The 14,664-nt window shown below is 56.6% G+C and carries 14 protein-coding genes; 6 read left to right on the plus strand and 8 right to left on the minus strand.

The window, feature by feature from the left end; all coding sequences use genetic code 11:
• Nucleotides 1-284: 284 nt before the first annotated feature.
• Both CEE69_RS07890 and CEE69_RS07900 read left to right on the plus strand, forming a co-directional pair.
• On the plus strand, nt 285-1,010 hold the full coding sequence (locus CEE69_RS07890; RefSeq protein ID WP_099260192.1) for a hypothetical protein: 726 nt from the start codon (nt 285-287) through the stop codon (nt 1,008-1,010).
• A 388-nt stretch (nt 1,011-1,398) separates the two neighbouring features.
• On the plus strand, nt 1,399-2,478 hold the full coding sequence (locus CEE69_RS07900) for a DUF1559 domain-containing protein (RefSeq protein ID WP_099260194.1): 1,080 nt from the start codon (nt 1,399-1,401) through the stop codon (nt 2,476-2,478).
• Nucleotides 2,479-2,523: 45 nt separating this feature from the next.
• On the opposite strand, the gene CEE69_RS33465 is transcribed toward CEE69_RS07900, so the two are convergent.
• Nucleotides 2,524-2,658 (minus strand): hypothetical protein, encoded by a 135-nt coding sequence (locus tag CEE69_RS33465; protein ID WP_261341336.1) that lies wholly within the window; start codon nt 2,656-2,658, stop codon nt 2,524-2,526.
• A gap of 51 nt (nt 2,659-2,709) precedes the next feature.
• Here CEE69_RS33465 and CEE69_RS07905 point away from each other — a divergent pair, with 51 nt between their 5' ends.
• The 3 genes from CEE69_RS07905 to CEE69_RS07915 all read left to right on the plus strand — a co-directional run bounded on the left by CEE69_RS07905 (nt 2,710) and on the right by CEE69_RS07915 (nt 5,801).
• Entirely contained in the window at nt 2,710-3,519 is an 810-nt protein-coding gene (locus CEE69_RS07905) for a DUF4198 domain-containing protein (protein WP_099260195.1), read from the plus strand.
• A gap of 258 nt (nt 3,520-3,777) precedes the next feature.
• Entirely contained in the window at nt 3,778-4,341 is a 564-nt protein-coding gene (locus CEE69_RS07910) for a flavodoxin family protein (protein WP_008659051.1), read from the plus strand.
• 89 nt (nt 4,342-4,430) lie between these two features.
• Complete coding sequence (locus CEE69_RS07915; protein WP_099260196.1) at nt 4,431-5,801, plus strand: Gfo/Idh/MocA family oxidoreductase; 1,371 nt, start codon at nt 4,431-4,433, stop codon at nt 5,799-5,801.
• A 142-nt stretch (nt 5,802-5,943) separates the two neighbouring features.
• On the opposite strand, the gene CEE69_RS07920 is transcribed toward CEE69_RS07915, so the two are convergent.
• The 7 genes from CEE69_RS07920 to CEE69_RS07950 all read right to left on the minus strand — a co-directional run bounded on the left by CEE69_RS07920 (nt 5,944) and on the right by CEE69_RS07950 (nt 13,328).
• Entirely contained in the window at nt 5,944-6,489 is a 546-nt protein-coding gene (locus CEE69_RS07920) for a tetratricopeptide repeat protein (RefSeq protein WP_233215030.1), read from the minus strand.
• A 64-nt stretch (nt 6,490-6,553) separates the two neighbouring features.
• A complete protein-coding gene (locus tag CEE69_RS07925) occupies nt 6,554-6,976 on the minus strand; it encodes a hypothetical protein (RefSeq protein ID WP_233215031.1) in 423 nt (140 codons plus the stop codon).
• A 265-nt stretch (nt 6,977-7,241) separates the two neighbouring features.
• The gene (locus CEE69_RS07930) at nt 7,242-8,708 is read right to left on the minus strand and encodes a sulfatase (protein ID WP_233215032.1); all 1,467 of its coding nucleotides are present in this window, start codon (nt 8,706-8,708) and stop codon (nt 7,242-7,244) included.
• Between the two features lie 166 nt (nt 8,709-8,874).
• A complete protein-coding gene (locus CEE69_RS07935; protein ID WP_099260197.1) occupies nt 8,875-10,212 on the minus strand; it encodes an outer membrane protein assembly factor BamB family protein in 1,338 nt (445 codons plus the stop codon).
• A gap of 19 nt (nt 10,213-10,231) precedes the next feature.
• Nucleotides 10,232-11,908: a sulfatase family protein gene (locus tag CEE69_RS07940; RefSeq protein WP_099260198.1), complete on the minus strand. Its 1,677-nt coding sequence runs from the start codon at nt 11,906-11,908 to the stop codon at nt 10,232-10,234.
• A gap of 260 nt (nt 11,909-12,168) precedes the next feature.
• Nucleotides 12,169-12,768 carry a hypothetical protein gene (locus CEE69_RS07945; protein WP_233215033.1) on the minus strand — a complete coding sequence of 200 codons (600 nt, stop codon included), beginning with the start codon at nt 12,766-12,768 and terminating at the stop codon, nt 12,169-12,171.
• 173 nt (nt 12,769-12,941) lie between these two features.
• Nucleotides 12,942-13,328: a hypothetical protein gene (locus CEE69_RS07950; RefSeq protein ID WP_099260447.1), complete on the minus strand. Its 387-nt coding sequence runs from the start codon at nt 13,326-13,328 to the stop codon at nt 12,942-12,944.
• Nucleotides 13,329-13,770: 442 nt separating this feature from the next.
• Between CEE69_RS07950 and CEE69_RS07955 the strand changes: the two genes are divergently transcribed.
• Nucleotides 13,771-14,616, plus strand: coding sequence for a prephenate dehydrogenase (locus tag CEE69_RS07955; protein WP_233215034.1), 846 nt, complete (start codon nt 13,771-13,773; stop codon nt 14,614-14,616).
• The last annotated feature ends 48 nt before the right edge of the window (nt 14,617-14,664 follow it).

Consider the following 14,664-nt stretch of genomic DNA (forward strand, 5'->3'; position numbering starts at 1 on the left):
GAGTTTCCCGACCAGAATTCAAAGCTGAAAAACGATAAAATTCAACCAAGTGTTTCACAAGACGAACGAGACTTGTGGGTAAAGACAAGGGTGTCAGCCCCGAGATGGCAACCCAAAGCGATTATCCATTCCGCCCCGGATGGGGCCGCCGTAACTCGACTTCGTGCGGCAGGTCGCCGCATTCGATTCTGGACGTTGGTGATTGCCCCAAAGGCAGGGCTTGTTTACCATTCTCAGCGTGAGGAGCGAGCCAGATTTGGCACGCAGTCAGGCATCGACCCGTTTTGTTTCTCTTTCGACAGTTCCGATCTTCCCTGCTACGACGCGGCGTCAGCTTGACGCTGCTGTTGGTGCTGGGATGTGGCATGGTTGGACTGCCCCTCACCGCACCTCGGCCCGAAAAAGAGGGCCGATTCCCCTGCGAATCCTGCCCCTGTGGCTGTTCGTCCGCTGAATACTGCTGGGACAAATGCTGCTGCCACACTGACTTCGAGAAATTGCAGTGGGCGGCCGAAAACAACGTCACGCCGCCAGCTTTCCTGGTCGCTCGCGTGGATGAAATGCTCCACCAAATCGCGGACGCCCCCACGCAAGACACGGCATCAAGCTGCGTCGCCGGTGGTTGCTGCGGCCCCGATTCACCGGGTCCGCCCCCAGGATTCTCCGCGATGATGCGTCAGCGTTCCGCGACTTGCCAATCCACATCTTGCCAATCCGCTGACGCCTCCACTTGCTCGTCATCCAACCCCAAAACAGCGTCCTGCTGCGGCGGTACGAGTTGCGATGAACCTGCCTCCTCATCCGCCTCCGATTCAATTCGTTTGGTTCGCTTGCAAGACGCTGCGAAATGTCACGGCATTGAGATGGTCTGGAGTCTATTCTCCAGCGCCATTGTGGACTTTCAAGCCTTCGAGCTGAACCTTTCTCCTCCGCCACTGCTGTTCCGCTTGAGTCTGTATGACGAACAAGCGTCGGTGGTGAGCCTCTGTCCCGAACCGCCGGTTCCCTAACCAGTGATCTCGCGTGACCGATCGTTCCACCGGAACGTTCGGACGCGTGAATCCTGTTCGCATTGCAATCCGGTTCGTTGCTGCGCTCACAGTGCTGTCGCTGAAGAAGCGATTGGACTGGCGCAGAAATCACCGCTGCCGCGTTGGTGGTTGAAGGCTCGCTCCTCACACCAGTGTTGTCTTCGTCCCTGACGCGGGAGCGTCCTCGCATTGCCGAGGACGACTGACTCGACGTCGGATTGCACCGATTCGAAATGACCTTCGAACTCCACCCCACTTTCGAATGAACTGAGCTTCAAAACGGCTCGGTTGGATCCACGGGGAAGGTGCGCGCACCGATCCATCCACCCAACAACGACTCACCCCAATACGAAATCATTCATCTCCCATGAACATCTCTCGACACAATTCACCGCAACGCGGTTTCACTTTGGTGGAATTGCTGGTTGTGATCGCCATCATCGGCGTCCTGGTTGGGCTGCTGCTTCCTGCGGTCCAGTCCGCTCGCGAGGCCGCCCGTCGCATGCAGTGCAGCAACAACCTGAAACAGATCACGCTCGCGATGCATAACTACGAAAGCACCCACCGAAAAATCCCCGCCAACTACACGAATGGAACCAGCACCGCGGGAAACTTTTCGGTCTTCGCCCAGATGGCTCCTTTCTACGAGCAAGGCAACATGCTCGACATGATCCACTTTGACCGTCCGCTGCACGTGGGTTGCTGCCCAGGGCAACTTGTCACGCCACACGATACCGCAGCCAAGACTGCCATGCCGATGCTGACCTGCCCCAGCGAAGACCATGATCGGACATACTTTGTCACCACGCTTTCAGGGAGCGGCCCAACCCAGGCTTACTCCGCCACCAACTATGGCATGAACTTTGGCACCGGCGTCGGGACGCTGTATGACTCGCGGAGAACGACCGATGGCATTCTATGGATCAACTCCAACGTCGGTTTCGAATCAATCCTCGACGGCCTGAGCAACACGGCAGCTTTCGCAGAACACTTGTTGGGTCTGTCGGAACAAGCCCCAGCCGAGCCCACCGAACCGCATCTACGAAAACGAGTGATGATGAATGTGACCTGTGCTTTCATCAGTCGCTCGATGCCGCCCACCACACCAGGGTTCACCGGATTCTTCCTTCCGGAAAATCCCAATGAAATGGAGGCCTATGTTCGCGGAAGCGGACTGCATCGCGGCTGGGCTGGACATCGCGGCGCGGGATGGATCAATGGTCGCGAATATTGGACTGGCTATTCCCACTATCACCCACCGCAAAGCCTGATCCCCGACATGGGCAGTTGTGGTTGGGGAGTCTTCGGCACCCGCAGCAATCACCCTGGCGGTGTTCACGTTGCTCGTTGCGACGGCAGCGTTGGCTTCATCACCGAAAGCATCAACCTGGAAACATGGCGAGCTCTCGGCACTCGAAACGGCCGCGAAGTCTTGGAGGCATTCTGAGATGAGATTGCGAAAACCAAACCGCCGAAATGAGTCCTCCAAAACCTATCCCTTTTGCGGCGATTGCATGTTCGCTATCCACGACGTGACAAGTTGCCCTTTGTCGCTCAACACGGCGAATGTGACGCCGACAATGAATCGATCAGCGACCTCCATCGCGAAACGAATCGACCAAGTCACTGCAAACTTCCTTTTGACAACTCTGCATTCTCTTTCCACTTGCAACTGAATATGAACACAACTTTTCGAAACCTGACTTTCGCTTTGGCTCTTCTTCTCCCCACGATGGCATCCGCTCACGACACGTGGATCCAAACCAACTCACCAATCGTTCGCACCGGCGAAGTCGTGCACGTCGACCTGCGATTAGGCAATCACGGCAACCACCATCGCGACTTCAAGTTGGCCGGTTTGTTGACACTCGACTGGACGTCGATGGAACACATCGGCCCTGATGGAAAGCGTTCCGATTTGAAACCTCAACTCTTCACCTCCGCGTCGGCTGAAAAGCAAGGTTACTGGACTACGCCGGTCACGCTGACCCAGCCCGGAGTGCACCAGTTCGTTCAGAAACTTGATCGGGTGATGAACCATGGCAAATCGATCCGCAGCATTCGAACCGCGAAAAGCTATGTGCTGGCCAGCGATTCTCTGGACGCTCCCAAGATCGACGGTCACACACACGAGACGCCAGTCGGATTGCCCTTTGAGATGGTGCTCAACACTTGCCCGTTCAGCGAAGTTGCCGCTGGTCAACCGATCACGGTCACGGTCCTGCATCACGGCAAACCAATCCAAAACGCCGTCGTCAGCTTCATCCCCGAAGGCGAAACTCTGCAAGGCGAGCGGGACCCCAACTACGAATTCGCGACCAATGAATCCGGCCAAGCCACGTTCGTCCCTCAAATAGCGACACGCCACCTGATCGCGGCTCACCACACCGCGATCGACGAGAAGTCCGATGAGTTCGACTTCACGAGCTACGCCACGACCATCGTGCTTCCTGTCCCCAACCAACCGGTTGCGGTACTGGATCGCTGATCCTGCTTGGCTAGCTCCGTTGAAACGGCACAGCCTCTTAGAACAACTGCGTTCGTCAATGCTCCGGATCGCCCCGTCGGTCATCGGCCACAGGACTACTAGGAGAAATCAGGTTGCGTTAGACTGCCACAACGCGGACCCAGCCCCCGCTGCGACTCCCCACCGAGTTTCCCCCGCAATCAGCGGATTGTGCGGGGATGATTCGCGGCCGCACACGCGGGTAACTCCCGCTCGTTCGAACCTTGTCTGCAATCGCCAATGCCCAAAGTCCTGATTCTCTACCATTCGAACACTCAAAATACGCATCGAATGGCGGAACTGGTCGCCGAGGGTGCTCGGCAACTCGATGGAGCCGATGTTCGGCTCAGGAACATCGACGACGCCGACCACACGGATTTGGATTGGTGCGACGGCATCGCACTGGGTTCGCCGACGAATTACGGCACTCTGAGTTGGCAGATGAAACGTTGGTGGGACGAGCAACCCATTGAAAATTGGGGCAAACGCGACGGCAAGATTGGCTGTGTTTTCACATCAGCCGGTGCCTGGGGCGGCGGGCAAGAATGGACATGCATGGCTCTGATGTCCATCCTGATCAACTACGGATTCCTGGTCTTTGGGCTGACCGATTACACCGGAATCAAGTTTTCCGCTCACTACGGCGCGATCTCCGCCGGCGGTCCGGACGAAGAACGAGTCCAAGAAGCATGCCGCCGCCTCGGCCTGCGTTTGTCAGAATGGACGGCGAACATGATCGACGGTCAAAAAGAAGCTCACCCACTGAACCAAAAGTACGAACGATTCAAAGATTTGGGCAAATAGCTTTTTCAGTCCCAAAACCTAGACGATTCCAACTAACTTTTCTTTTCCACTTCCGACGTTATTTGTCGTATTTCCCCACGAGGTCTTAAATGTCAGCCCGTCAAAAACTTAATCGGCGTCACTTCCTGCAAACCACCGGTGCCGCCACCGCAGCTGGCTACTTTGCCGGAACGAGCAGCCTCGGAAACGCACAGGAATCGCCCAACGAACGTCCCGTGTTCGCGACCATCGGCCTTCGCAACCAAGGCTGGACGATCACCAACAAGTCGTTCAAGTACGCTGACTTCGCCGCGATGGCTGACGTCGATGCGAACGTCTTGGGAGAAAACATCGAGAAAGCAAAGAAAGCACAAGGCAAGGCACCCGAGGGCTACGCCGACTACCGCAAGCTGCTCGAGCGTAAAGACATCGACGCGGTCATGATCGCAGCACCCGACCACTGGCACACCAAGATCTCCGTCGAAGCCATGTTGGCTGGCAAAGACGTCTATTGCGAAAAGCCGCTGACGCTGACGATCGACGAAGGCAAGCTGATCGAAAAGATCGTCAAACAAACCGGACGCGTCTTCCAAGTCGGAACAATGCAGCGGACCGAAAACAACCAACGCTTCCTTCAAGCGATCGCGATGATCCGCGATGGACGAATTGGTGAGATCCGAAAAGTCACCTGCGGAATCAACGGTGCGACCGGCTCACCAGTGATCCCCGCCATTGATGTGCCCAAAGGTCTGGACTGGGACTTCTGGCTCGGCCCAGCCCCCAAGGTTCCTTACCGGGCCTTGCCTGAGATGCGAAAGGGATACGGCGGCGGCGTGCCGCTTTACACCAATTGCCATTACGCCTGGCGGAACTGGTACGAGTATTCCGGTGGGCAGATGAATGACTGGGGTGCTCACCACGTCGACATCGCCACCTGGGCGTTGGGTGCCGATCAGTCAGGCCCCAGCAAGATCACGCCGGTTAGCTTCTCATTGCCCGTCGATTACAAAGATGGCCATCCAACCGTCAGCGATCAATACAACTCGCCGACCAAGTTCGAGATCCACGCTAACATGCCCGGCGACATCCCGATGGTGATCACAAGCGAAGGCGACAACGGGATCATGTTCGAAGGCACCAAGGGCCGGTTCTTCGTCAACCGCGGCAAGATCGTTGGAAAGCCAGTCGAAGATTTGGAATCCAACCCGCTGCCCGAAGACGCCATTGAAAATGTCTACGGTGGTCCCGTCGCGGCCAATCACACGGACAACTTCGTGCAAGCCATGCGTTCACGCAAACAACCGATCTCGGACGTTTGGACCCACAACCGAATGCTCGAAACCTGCCACTTGGCCAACATCTCGATCCGCTTGGGCCGCGAATTGAACTGGGACCCAACCAAACGTGAAATCGTTGGCGATGACGAAGCCAATTCGTTCCTCTCGCGTGAAAGTCGCAAGGGCTACGAAATCGACATGTAGTCGATTCTCTCGCGTCCCGTTCATTCGGGGCAACGGAAACGAACCAAATGCCGGACCGCCTTCAAGCGGTCCGGCATTTCTTTTCGACTAGCGACTAGCTAGAAGCTAGATCGCCCTTCGACGACCGCATGCGTGTCGTCGGTCACGACACTTCGAACTCGAACTCACCAGGCTCGAAATTCATTGGCACTTGGCAGTCCTTGGCCACAATGCGATTGATCTTCCAATCCAGCCATCGCCACCAAGAAAGCGAACGCTCCCAATCTTGAAGACAGGTTCGCAACTCAATCGCACGTGGGTGATCCGGATCACCGGACTGGTTGAGCGCATCCAACGCTCCACCCACCAACCCGTTGACAAGCAGCGCGGTCGCGAAGTTGCGTTTGCAAGCACTGGATACTTCCGACCGTTCCAAGAACCCGTTGGAGGACAGCACAAACTGACGAAACACAGACAAAGCCTCTTCCTTCCGCCCCAATCGCATCAAGCAAACGCCCAGCGTGTTGCGAATCGCGGGTGACCTCCCTGCCGAGTGCAACCGGCGGATGATGCCTTCGTAGTCACGCTTGGAAAGAAGACTGGAAACGGACTTGACCGCCGCCGGCAATTCAGGCGTCCGATTCGGTATGGCAGGTTGTTTTTGAACTGCGGGAGGGGAAGAAACAGGATGGGATGTGCGCACAGACATCGACAAAACTCTCAGTAAGAACATTGCAAAAGAAAAACAGATCGAAGACCAACCCGAAGGCGTCCTAAATCTGCAATCTCACATGCAAGTTCACGAGAGAATCCCCTTCGCCAACGCTTGCCCAAGCACGCGATTCAAGCGCACATGCAAACAGCAAACGAGCTGCTTGGCTGCAACGATCCGGCACACTTGAATCCAAGGCCCCCGACCATTCGCGGGCGTCCTTGAACGCCTGAGCCAGCGAAGCGGCACCACGTTCCGATCCCACCGCCATGGGACGTTCGACCGAGACATTCTCAAGCGTCGAAACGGCGGCAGAGAGCGAATCTGACTTCGCGACCGAAACGGGTGGCAACGCGGGTGGCAGGAACTGCAACCCAGCCACCAACCAAACTGCGACGATCACGCCCACCCGTCCAAACACGCTGGTGCGTTTCGGCAACGAGGCCGGGAACGCGAAATCGTGCGGAGGGAGAGAAAGAACCATGAGTTGGAATGTCGCGATCGCTTTCACGACCACCATAAAAAGAATCACCGCTCGAACGGACAAAATCACATCGCCATTTGGGCGTTCGCCTGAACCGCAAATTGGTCCGTGTTGAGGCTCCGACAGCGGAGGCAGCTCTTCTTCCGGCTTCTGTCTTGCTTCATCCCCACCCGGGATGAAAACCTTGCCCAATGATTATGGAATCCAACAGGAGCCCGACAATAGCATCGCGAGGAAATTCTCAGCACAATGATCCAACAGCCGCCTACCGCTTAGCAGCCTTGCGGGCAGCTCGTTGCATCGCTTTGGCTTCGCTTGCCGGATCGTGATTGGGGTTGGACTCGGTCGGCACGGGAGCCCCAATTTGCTTTCGCCAGTTCGCCAGCTTGCTGTGCAGAGCCCGTGTTTTGATCGGATTGGTGCTCGCCAAATTGTTCGACTCGCCCGGGTCTGTTTCCAAGTCATACAATTCCAATCCTCCGTCTTCGAAGTACTCGTGCAGCTTCCAACGACCATCGCGAATGATGCTGCACGGGCGACTTCGATACAGCAGATCTCGCTGGCCATCCGTCGCAGAATAGCTTTGCAGGTAAGCCGGGAAATGCCAGAACAAAGCTCGATTGGCAATCATCCCATCTTGGGTCAACAACGGCATCAAGCTCACACCGTCAAGCGGCTGGTTGGCGGGAAGCGTCGTCCGAACTATTTCGCAGAAGGTTGGGTACAAGTCCGATGCGATCACGGGCACATCGCACTTCGTCCCCGCATCCACCACGCCCGGCCAAGTCACGAAGAACGGTTCGCGAATGCCGCCCTCATAGTAGGTGCCTTTGTAGCCTCGCAACGGTTTCATGGAAGTCGCTGGTCCGTATCCGCCGTTGTCGCTGGTGAAGACGATCGCGGTGTTCTCTTTCAATCCAAGCTCGCCCAGCGTATCGACCAAACGCCCGACTCCCTCGTCGACGCTCTCAATCATTGCCGCCATCACCGCGTGATCGTGCAATGTGCCTGGTTGCTTCGCCTTGTACTTGGCAACCAATTCCGGCTTGGCTTGCAACGGCGTGTGGACAGCAAAGTGCGACAGGTAAAGGAACCAAGAACGTTTCTGATTGTCTTCGATGAACCGGATGGCTTCGTCCGTGAGACGATCGGTCAGGTACTCGTCGTCGCTCGCGTCTTCCAACCCAGGCACCTTGGGATGCGGTGGAAAATAGCCCTTCGGTGGACTGCCGCCGTGCGTTCCCGCGACATTGATATCAAACCCGTAAGGCAACGGATCATCGCTCAGATGCCACTTGCCAATGATGCCCGTTTGGTAGCCGGCCTGCTGAACTCGATGAGCCCAGGTTTGGATGTTCTTCGATAGAACGTCGGTGCCTGGAATGTGCTTCAGCGTTCCGTGTTTCGGATTGCCGCGACGCTCAGTTCCGACGTTGTAAATTTCGTGACGCGGCGAATACTGCCCCGATAGCAAACTGGCTCGCGCCGGTGCACAGTTCGCGGCACACGAATAAGCATTCGAGAACACCATGCCTCGTTCGGCCAAAGCATCCAGGTTCGGCGTCTCATAGAAATCCGAACCCATGAAACTGGCATCACGCCAACCGTAGTCATCCAAGTAAATGAACAAGACGTTGGGATGCTCTTTCGTTGGCGTTTCCGCGAAAGAGGATGGCGATAGCGCGATGGCAATCAAGAACGCCGGAAGAGCCCAGCTTAGGCGAGACATCATGTTCATGGATCGGGTCAAAAGAGCAGGGTGCAGAGCAAGGTAGGATGGCCACTCTTGGCCGTCAGAGTGGTGGATGTCGGCCAAGAGTGGCCAACCTACAATAAAATCACAATCCGATGCGTGAGCGAGGGACCGATCGTCGCTGCCGTGATCCCTGCTTCGAAACTCAAAGACTTTCCGTGATTCTAACCAATCGTTCTTTTCGCGAATCACCTTCGCCAAACCCAATTCGCAGCAACAACGAGTCCGCCAGAACCGCGGGACTGGCGTAGCAATCTGATCCGAGACGATTCTTCGAAATCAGTTGATAGTCGTCACCGCTGGCAGAAAAAACGTAATGGTTGCCTGACAGATCTGACACGTAAACATTGCCTCCCGCCAGCACGGGCGACCCGCTGAAATTGTTGCCCAAACGTTTTTTCCACTGAACGCTCCCGTCTTCGTTTGACCAACACATCGCAACGCCGTTGTCGGTGACACCGAACAGACTGGTGCCGTTGGTCACCATGGACGGTTCATAGAGAGCCGTGCGGTCCGACCAAATTTCCTCGCCCGTCGCGGAGAAGCAGGCCGTTTGCTTGTCGGGGTAACCACCCGAGGCAAAGATTCGATCACCCGCCGTCACAATCGTGCCGCAAGTCGCTTCGGCAATCGCGGAAGTCTCCCAACGTGGCTCGCCGGTCGCAGGATCATAGCTGGCGACACGGTCGCCGCCGCTGATCAACAACTGATCCGTGCCACCGACGTTCGCGATCATGGGACTGGAGTAACTGCTGGCATTGCCGCGAGCACGTCGCCAAGCGACCTCGCCAGATTCCAAGTCCAATGCCACCAAGTAACCACCCCCAAAGTTGTCCGCGGCGAGAATCACAAACGACTGGTACAGAACCGGTGAAGGGGCGTAACCGAACTTCGAAGCAAAAGCTCCCACGTCGGTTTGCCAAACCACTTCGCCGTTCAGATCGACCGCGGTGACAAAGATGCGTTCCTGGTTGAGGAACGCGGTCACGATCAACTCGCCATCAGAAGCGGGAGTGCCATTGGCGTTGGTGGCTTTGTTGTGAACTTCTCGAGCAGCCGGGAAGTTTCCTTCGTGGATCACTCGTCTCCACTTTTCGGCTCCCGATTCCAAGTCAAACGAGATCAGCATCTGTTGCTGCCTCGCATCGTCGGCCGTTGCCAGCACAACCTGATCACCGATCACGATTGGGCTGCTGTGACCGCGGCCTGGGATGTCGGCTTGCCAAGCGATGTTGGTGGACTCGTCCCAGGTTGTTGGCGGCGTGGCATCGTCGGCGTGCCCATCCATGCTGGGACCACGCCACTGCGACCAAGGCAAATCAACCGCAGGGGTTTCGCGAATTTGCAATGCCACACCGCTGTCGCTGATCGACACTTCATCGACCGGCGTGGACTTCCTGCAAGCGGAGAACCCGAGAAACACGACGGCCAAACCGAAGGACCAAAGCAGATGGCCGGATTGGCGTGAGATCGTTCGTTTCATCGGGACTTCTCCAGCGAGTTCATTTTTTGTTCTTCGCCTTGGCGGACTGCTTCTTTTTATTGCCAGGGCCAACCGGTTCCACAAACATACCCTGTTCGAACATCACCGGTTCGCTCATTCGAGGATCGCCGGTTCGTTTGAGCTCACCGATCAAGCGTTGGTTCAGCTGCAACTCGGTTTTCGCGTGATCCGAGTGCCCCGCGAGGTTGTTCAAACAATCCGGATCGGACTTCAGGTCATACATCTCGATACGAGGTCGGCGGCCCACCATGTACTCAAACGCTTCGGGAAACTTCTCGCGATTCAATGTCACGAACGCCTTCGTTGGGCTGGCGTCGAGGTCTGCGTAGGCCGCGAAAGTGCTCTCACGCAATTGTTCCTCCAATGGGAACTCACTGTCGCTTGCATCGATTTCGGGACCGTCGCCCATGGGCGTTCGCTCGGGTTCGAAGTTAATGATGTACAACCAATCGTCGGATTGGATGGCCCGTTGCGGATAAGGCTTGGCCCCATCACGAGCCGTCGCGACGTGCCGTTCTCGGCCTGTGAAGACCGCATCTCGCGAAGGATCAATGCGACCAGATTTGTCACTGGTCAACAGAGAAGTGATTGGACGAGCGATCATGGTCGCGGGAGCTTCGACACTGGCAACGTCCAAGAACGTGGTCGCCAATTCGGGCAACGAAACAAAGTCAGTGACGACGCGGTCGGAATGCTCGACTCCGTTTGGCCAACGGACCGCGAGCGGCACGTGGGTTCCAAAGTCGTACAGATTGCATTTGCCACGCGAGACACCGGGAACGCCGTGATCACCGCTGACAACCAACAGCGTGTTATCGGCGATGCCAAGTCGTTGCAGTTCTTCGTCCAAGACCACCAGTGCGGCATCAAACGCCATCGCTTCACCGAGGTAGTCGGCAAAGTCCTCACGAATTTCGGGCACATCCGGCAGGTACGCGGGCAGTTTGCCTTTCAAGTCATCCGGGTTGATCCCCCACAGCTCGTTGCCACTTTTGGCGATCCACTTTCGGTGCGTGTTGGTGGGTCCGAACCAATAGCAAATCGGTGAATCACCATCGAGCTTTCCATCGTTATCAGCGTCAAGGAAGTTACGAATGTTCTGGCGGACTTCTTCGAACAGCTTCGCCTTCGCGGCGTCACGGTCCTTGGCTTTCATCACGAACTGAGAGAACCCGTTGAACTTCGATCCAGCCTTGTTCGATGCGGTGCGGGATCCACCAAACGGTGCGTTGCCGGGACGCCCGGGACTCCAGACTTTGTAGGTGTGTCCGATCCGGTACCCAGATTCTTCCAACAACAACGGGTAAGCGGGCAACGAAAAATCCCAAACCGCACCGAGTAGAATCGAAGCCTTGTCGCATCGCCAAAACGGTTGGCCGGACATCAGCGAACTTCGGCAAGGCGTGCAAGACGGTGCACTCACGAATGCGTTGGTGAACAACACACCATCGCGTGCGATCGAATCAAACTTGGGAGTCGAGATCACTTCGTTGGCGGTGCCAGGGAAATGCCTTGCATAGGCACTCGCGTAACAGCCCCAATCGTCGGCGAACGCCATGACAATGTGCGGTCGTGACGTTTTCTGCTTGGACGTATCTGTTTCAGCGTGTGCCGGCGAGGCAACCAACAAGAACAAGGCAGCAAGCAACAAACGGGAACATTGCCGATGGAACATGGCATTCTCCGACGGAAGAGATCAGGTAGGATGACGGGGTGGGACCGAGACGGGTGGCAAGCAACGTGCCCGCCCGTCTCGAAGAATCATCCTAGCCAACATCCAACGCGATCGCTGAACTTCGCACGAAATTGAAGCTCATTCGGACGAAAAACATCTCCGCCAATGATTACCGGCACGCGGCATTCGTTGGAGACAGTGGGGTGCTGCCGGTCGACCGACGTTTCGCTTCAACCGCTTCATCGCCGCCCGATCAAGACTCACTCGTCCTCACGACTTCGGCGTGTCGTCATTTTGCGTTCGGCTTGGCGACGATGAGACTCAACCATTTGCTTGAGAAGTTGCTCGACGGATTTCACATCCGCGATTCCTAGATACCCAATCTCTTCGGAGTGGCTGGTTCCTTCCGAGTCCGTCCAACGTTTCGCGTTGAAGATCACGTCCCCCGACCCATCGGCAGACTGCTTCCGGTAAACAGTCCGAAGCTCACGAGGATGGAAACTGCGGATCGTCATCCGGAATCCTCCAACGAACGTGATCGCTCGTTGGTCGGTCAACAAATAAACGGTCTTAAAAGCGTTGCGATAGGTCCAGATTGGGGTCGCTAACAGAGCAAAGCCAATCAGGACAAACGGAACTCCGAACAATGCAAAGAAGTCGACTCCGCGATCAAAGTTCGGCACCTGGAATCCCAAAGCACTGGCAACCCAAAACAAAGAGAACGCCGTCCACACGACAGCGAACCCAAACGTCGCCGTCGAGGTCCCAGTGAAGAATTGCGGCTTCGGTGTCTCCGCCCACAAAATCGTCTCATCGGGAAGAAGCTCTTCGCGAACCAATTCCGCGAGCCATGGTGACACCGTATCTGGTATCGCCGCCCTGGAACAACGTTCGTTTCGATTCAGCGGAAGCTGTGCACCCATCGGAACAACCATGCCTCTGATGCGAGTTGGTTCATCGACCGTTTGACACACGTCAGAATATATCACGATTCCAGATCGTCCGTCGCGTCTGGCAACGGGACCAACCGTTGTCAGCAGGCATAAAAGGAAAGCGATGTGATTGCTTGGTAAAAGACATATCCGATCGACAGAAACGGCGCGACCAGGGTCGCCAAAATTGCGGTCGGTTCGCGATACCATCCCCCCAACGCACACATCCCGATGCAAGCCGCACCGATAGCCGCGTTCGCAACGGGTGAAACGACGCACGCGACGAAGAGAGCGACATAGCCACTCTCCGCCGATGCACCTGACGAGCACATGATCGCCGCGGCAAATGAAAGTGCGAACGAGCAACCGACGCTGAAAATCAAAGTTGTAATTCGAATCGCTGTTGGGGTCTGCGGTCCAGTCTCCGACATGATAACCAAGTCTTCCGGTTCTTCGACTGGCGTAGTGAAGGGGTTGTAATCGGACACGGACTCAACACTTCGAAAGGGCAACGACATTCAAGTCGCGAAAGACAAACAGTTTGACGTCAGATGCAAATCATCGAACCGTTCGACCGGAACGAAAAAGTTCTCACGGAGTCAGATTGTAGATGACGCGTGAGGCGTCCGTGCTCTTCCTCATCGCCGCAAATCTTCTCATGCCTGAGCTGCCCCGCATTTCGATACGTGCAAACCGCGTCCAACCATCCGCTTGATCTCTGCGATCCCTTTGCGACACCGTGCGGACGGAAGACGCAGCGACTTGGCGACCCCCGACGTAAACACTGGCGAAGACGACGTCTCCTACAAAAACGTCTGACTACCACCGATGGGAACGGTGGGTGTTGTGCGGTATTCTTCTGCCGTCGACCCCCGTTGCCATCGAAACCTGTGCAGCAAACGCCCTTTGGCCTCCATCGAATCCAGCCCCATGCCCGAGCCCTCCTGCCGATCCGTTGCGATCATCGGTTTGGGGTTGTTGGGTGGAAGTGTGGCGTTGTCGATTCGCAGACGTTGGCCATCAGTGCGACTGACCGCCTGCGCCCGATCGCCTGAAACTCGCGCATTGGCTCTGGATCGGTCCATCGTCGATGAAGTCTTCGAGACCCCCGATGCCGCCGCGAATGGCTGTGATTTGGCCGTGATCGCCACGCCAGTCAACCGGATCGCCTCGCTGACCCAGACACTTGCGGGCCAATTTCCGGAGCTGACGTTGACCGACGTGGGCAGCACCAAAGGCGGTTTGGTCCGCGAATTATTGGGGACGGCGTCGGCGAAACAGTTCGTTCCGGCTCACCCGATCGCGGGAAGCGAAAAAAGCGGGGCGGAGCACGCACGAGCGGACCTTTTCGACGACAAACCCATCGTGATCACGCCCAGCGGCGAAGAACTGCCGCAACACGTCGCCGCCGCGACCGAATTTTGGCGAGCCACCGGCGGACGAATTGTCACGATGCCGGCCGAACAGCACGATGCCACCTTGGCATTGACGTCTCATTTGCCACACTTGCTGTCGTCGCTCGCCGCACGCCAAATCACTCGCGAAATGCTTGATCTGGTTGGCACCGGTTGGCTGGACACCACTCGTGTGGCGGCGGGGGATGCGGACCTTTGGACCGCCATCGTTTCCGAAAACCGCGACGCGATCCTGAGTGCGATCGAACAATCCCGGTCGGACTTGGACACACTGCAAACCATCGTGAACCAGGGCGACGACGCTGCCCTGCGAACCTGGCTCGACACCGCCAAACAAATTCGACAATCCGCTCAAACCTAACCGCGACCACCCGCGGCCAAGCTTGCCGGATCCTTTTCCGTCTCCATC

Origin of the sequence: Rhodopirellula bahusiensis (assembly GCF_002727185.1) — a bacterium.
GTDB lineage: Bacteria > Planctomycetota > Planctomycetia > Pirellulales > Pirellulaceae > Rhodopirellula > Rhodopirellula bahusiensis.

Coding starts and splice junctions, on each gene's coding strand:
- CEE69_RS07900 (WP_099260194.1), top strand. CDS start 1,399: ATGAACATCTCTCGACACAATTCACCGCAACGCGGTTTCACTTTGGTG.
- CEE69_RS07905 (WP_099260195.1), top strand. CDS start 2,710: ATGAACACAACTTTTCGAAACCTGACTTTCGCTTTGGCTCTTCTTCTC.
- CEE69_RS07910 (WP_008659051.1), top strand. CDS start 3,778: ATGCCCAAAGTCCTGATTCTCTACCATTCGAACACTCAAAATACGCAT.
- CEE69_RS07915 (WP_099260196.1), top strand. CDS start 4,431: ATGTCAGCCCGTCAAAAACTTAATCGGCGTCACTTCCTGCAAACCACC.
- CEE69_RS07920 (WP_233215030.1), bottom strand. CDS start 6,489: ATGTCTGTGCGCACATCCCATCCTGTTTCTTCCCCTCCCGCAGTTCAA.
- CEE69_RS07925 (WP_233215031.1), bottom strand. CDS start 6,976: ATGGTTCTTTCTCTCCCTCCGCACGATTTCGCGTTCCCGGCCTCGTTG.
- CEE69_RS07930 (WP_233215032.1), bottom strand. CDS start 8,708: ATGATGTCTCGCCTAAGCTGGGCTCTTCCGGCGTTCTTGATTGCCATC.
- CEE69_RS07935 (WP_099260197.1), bottom strand. CDS start 10,212: ATGAAACGAACGATCTCACGCCAATCCGGCCATCTGCTTTGGTCCTTC.
- CEE69_RS07940 (WP_099260198.1), bottom strand. CDS start 11,908: ATGTTCCATCGGCAATGTTCCCGTTTGTTGCTTGCTGCCTTGTTCTTG.
- CEE69_RS07955 (WP_233215034.1), top strand. CDS start 13,771: ATGCCCGAGCCCTCCTGCCGATCCGTTGCGATCATCGGTTTGGGGTTG.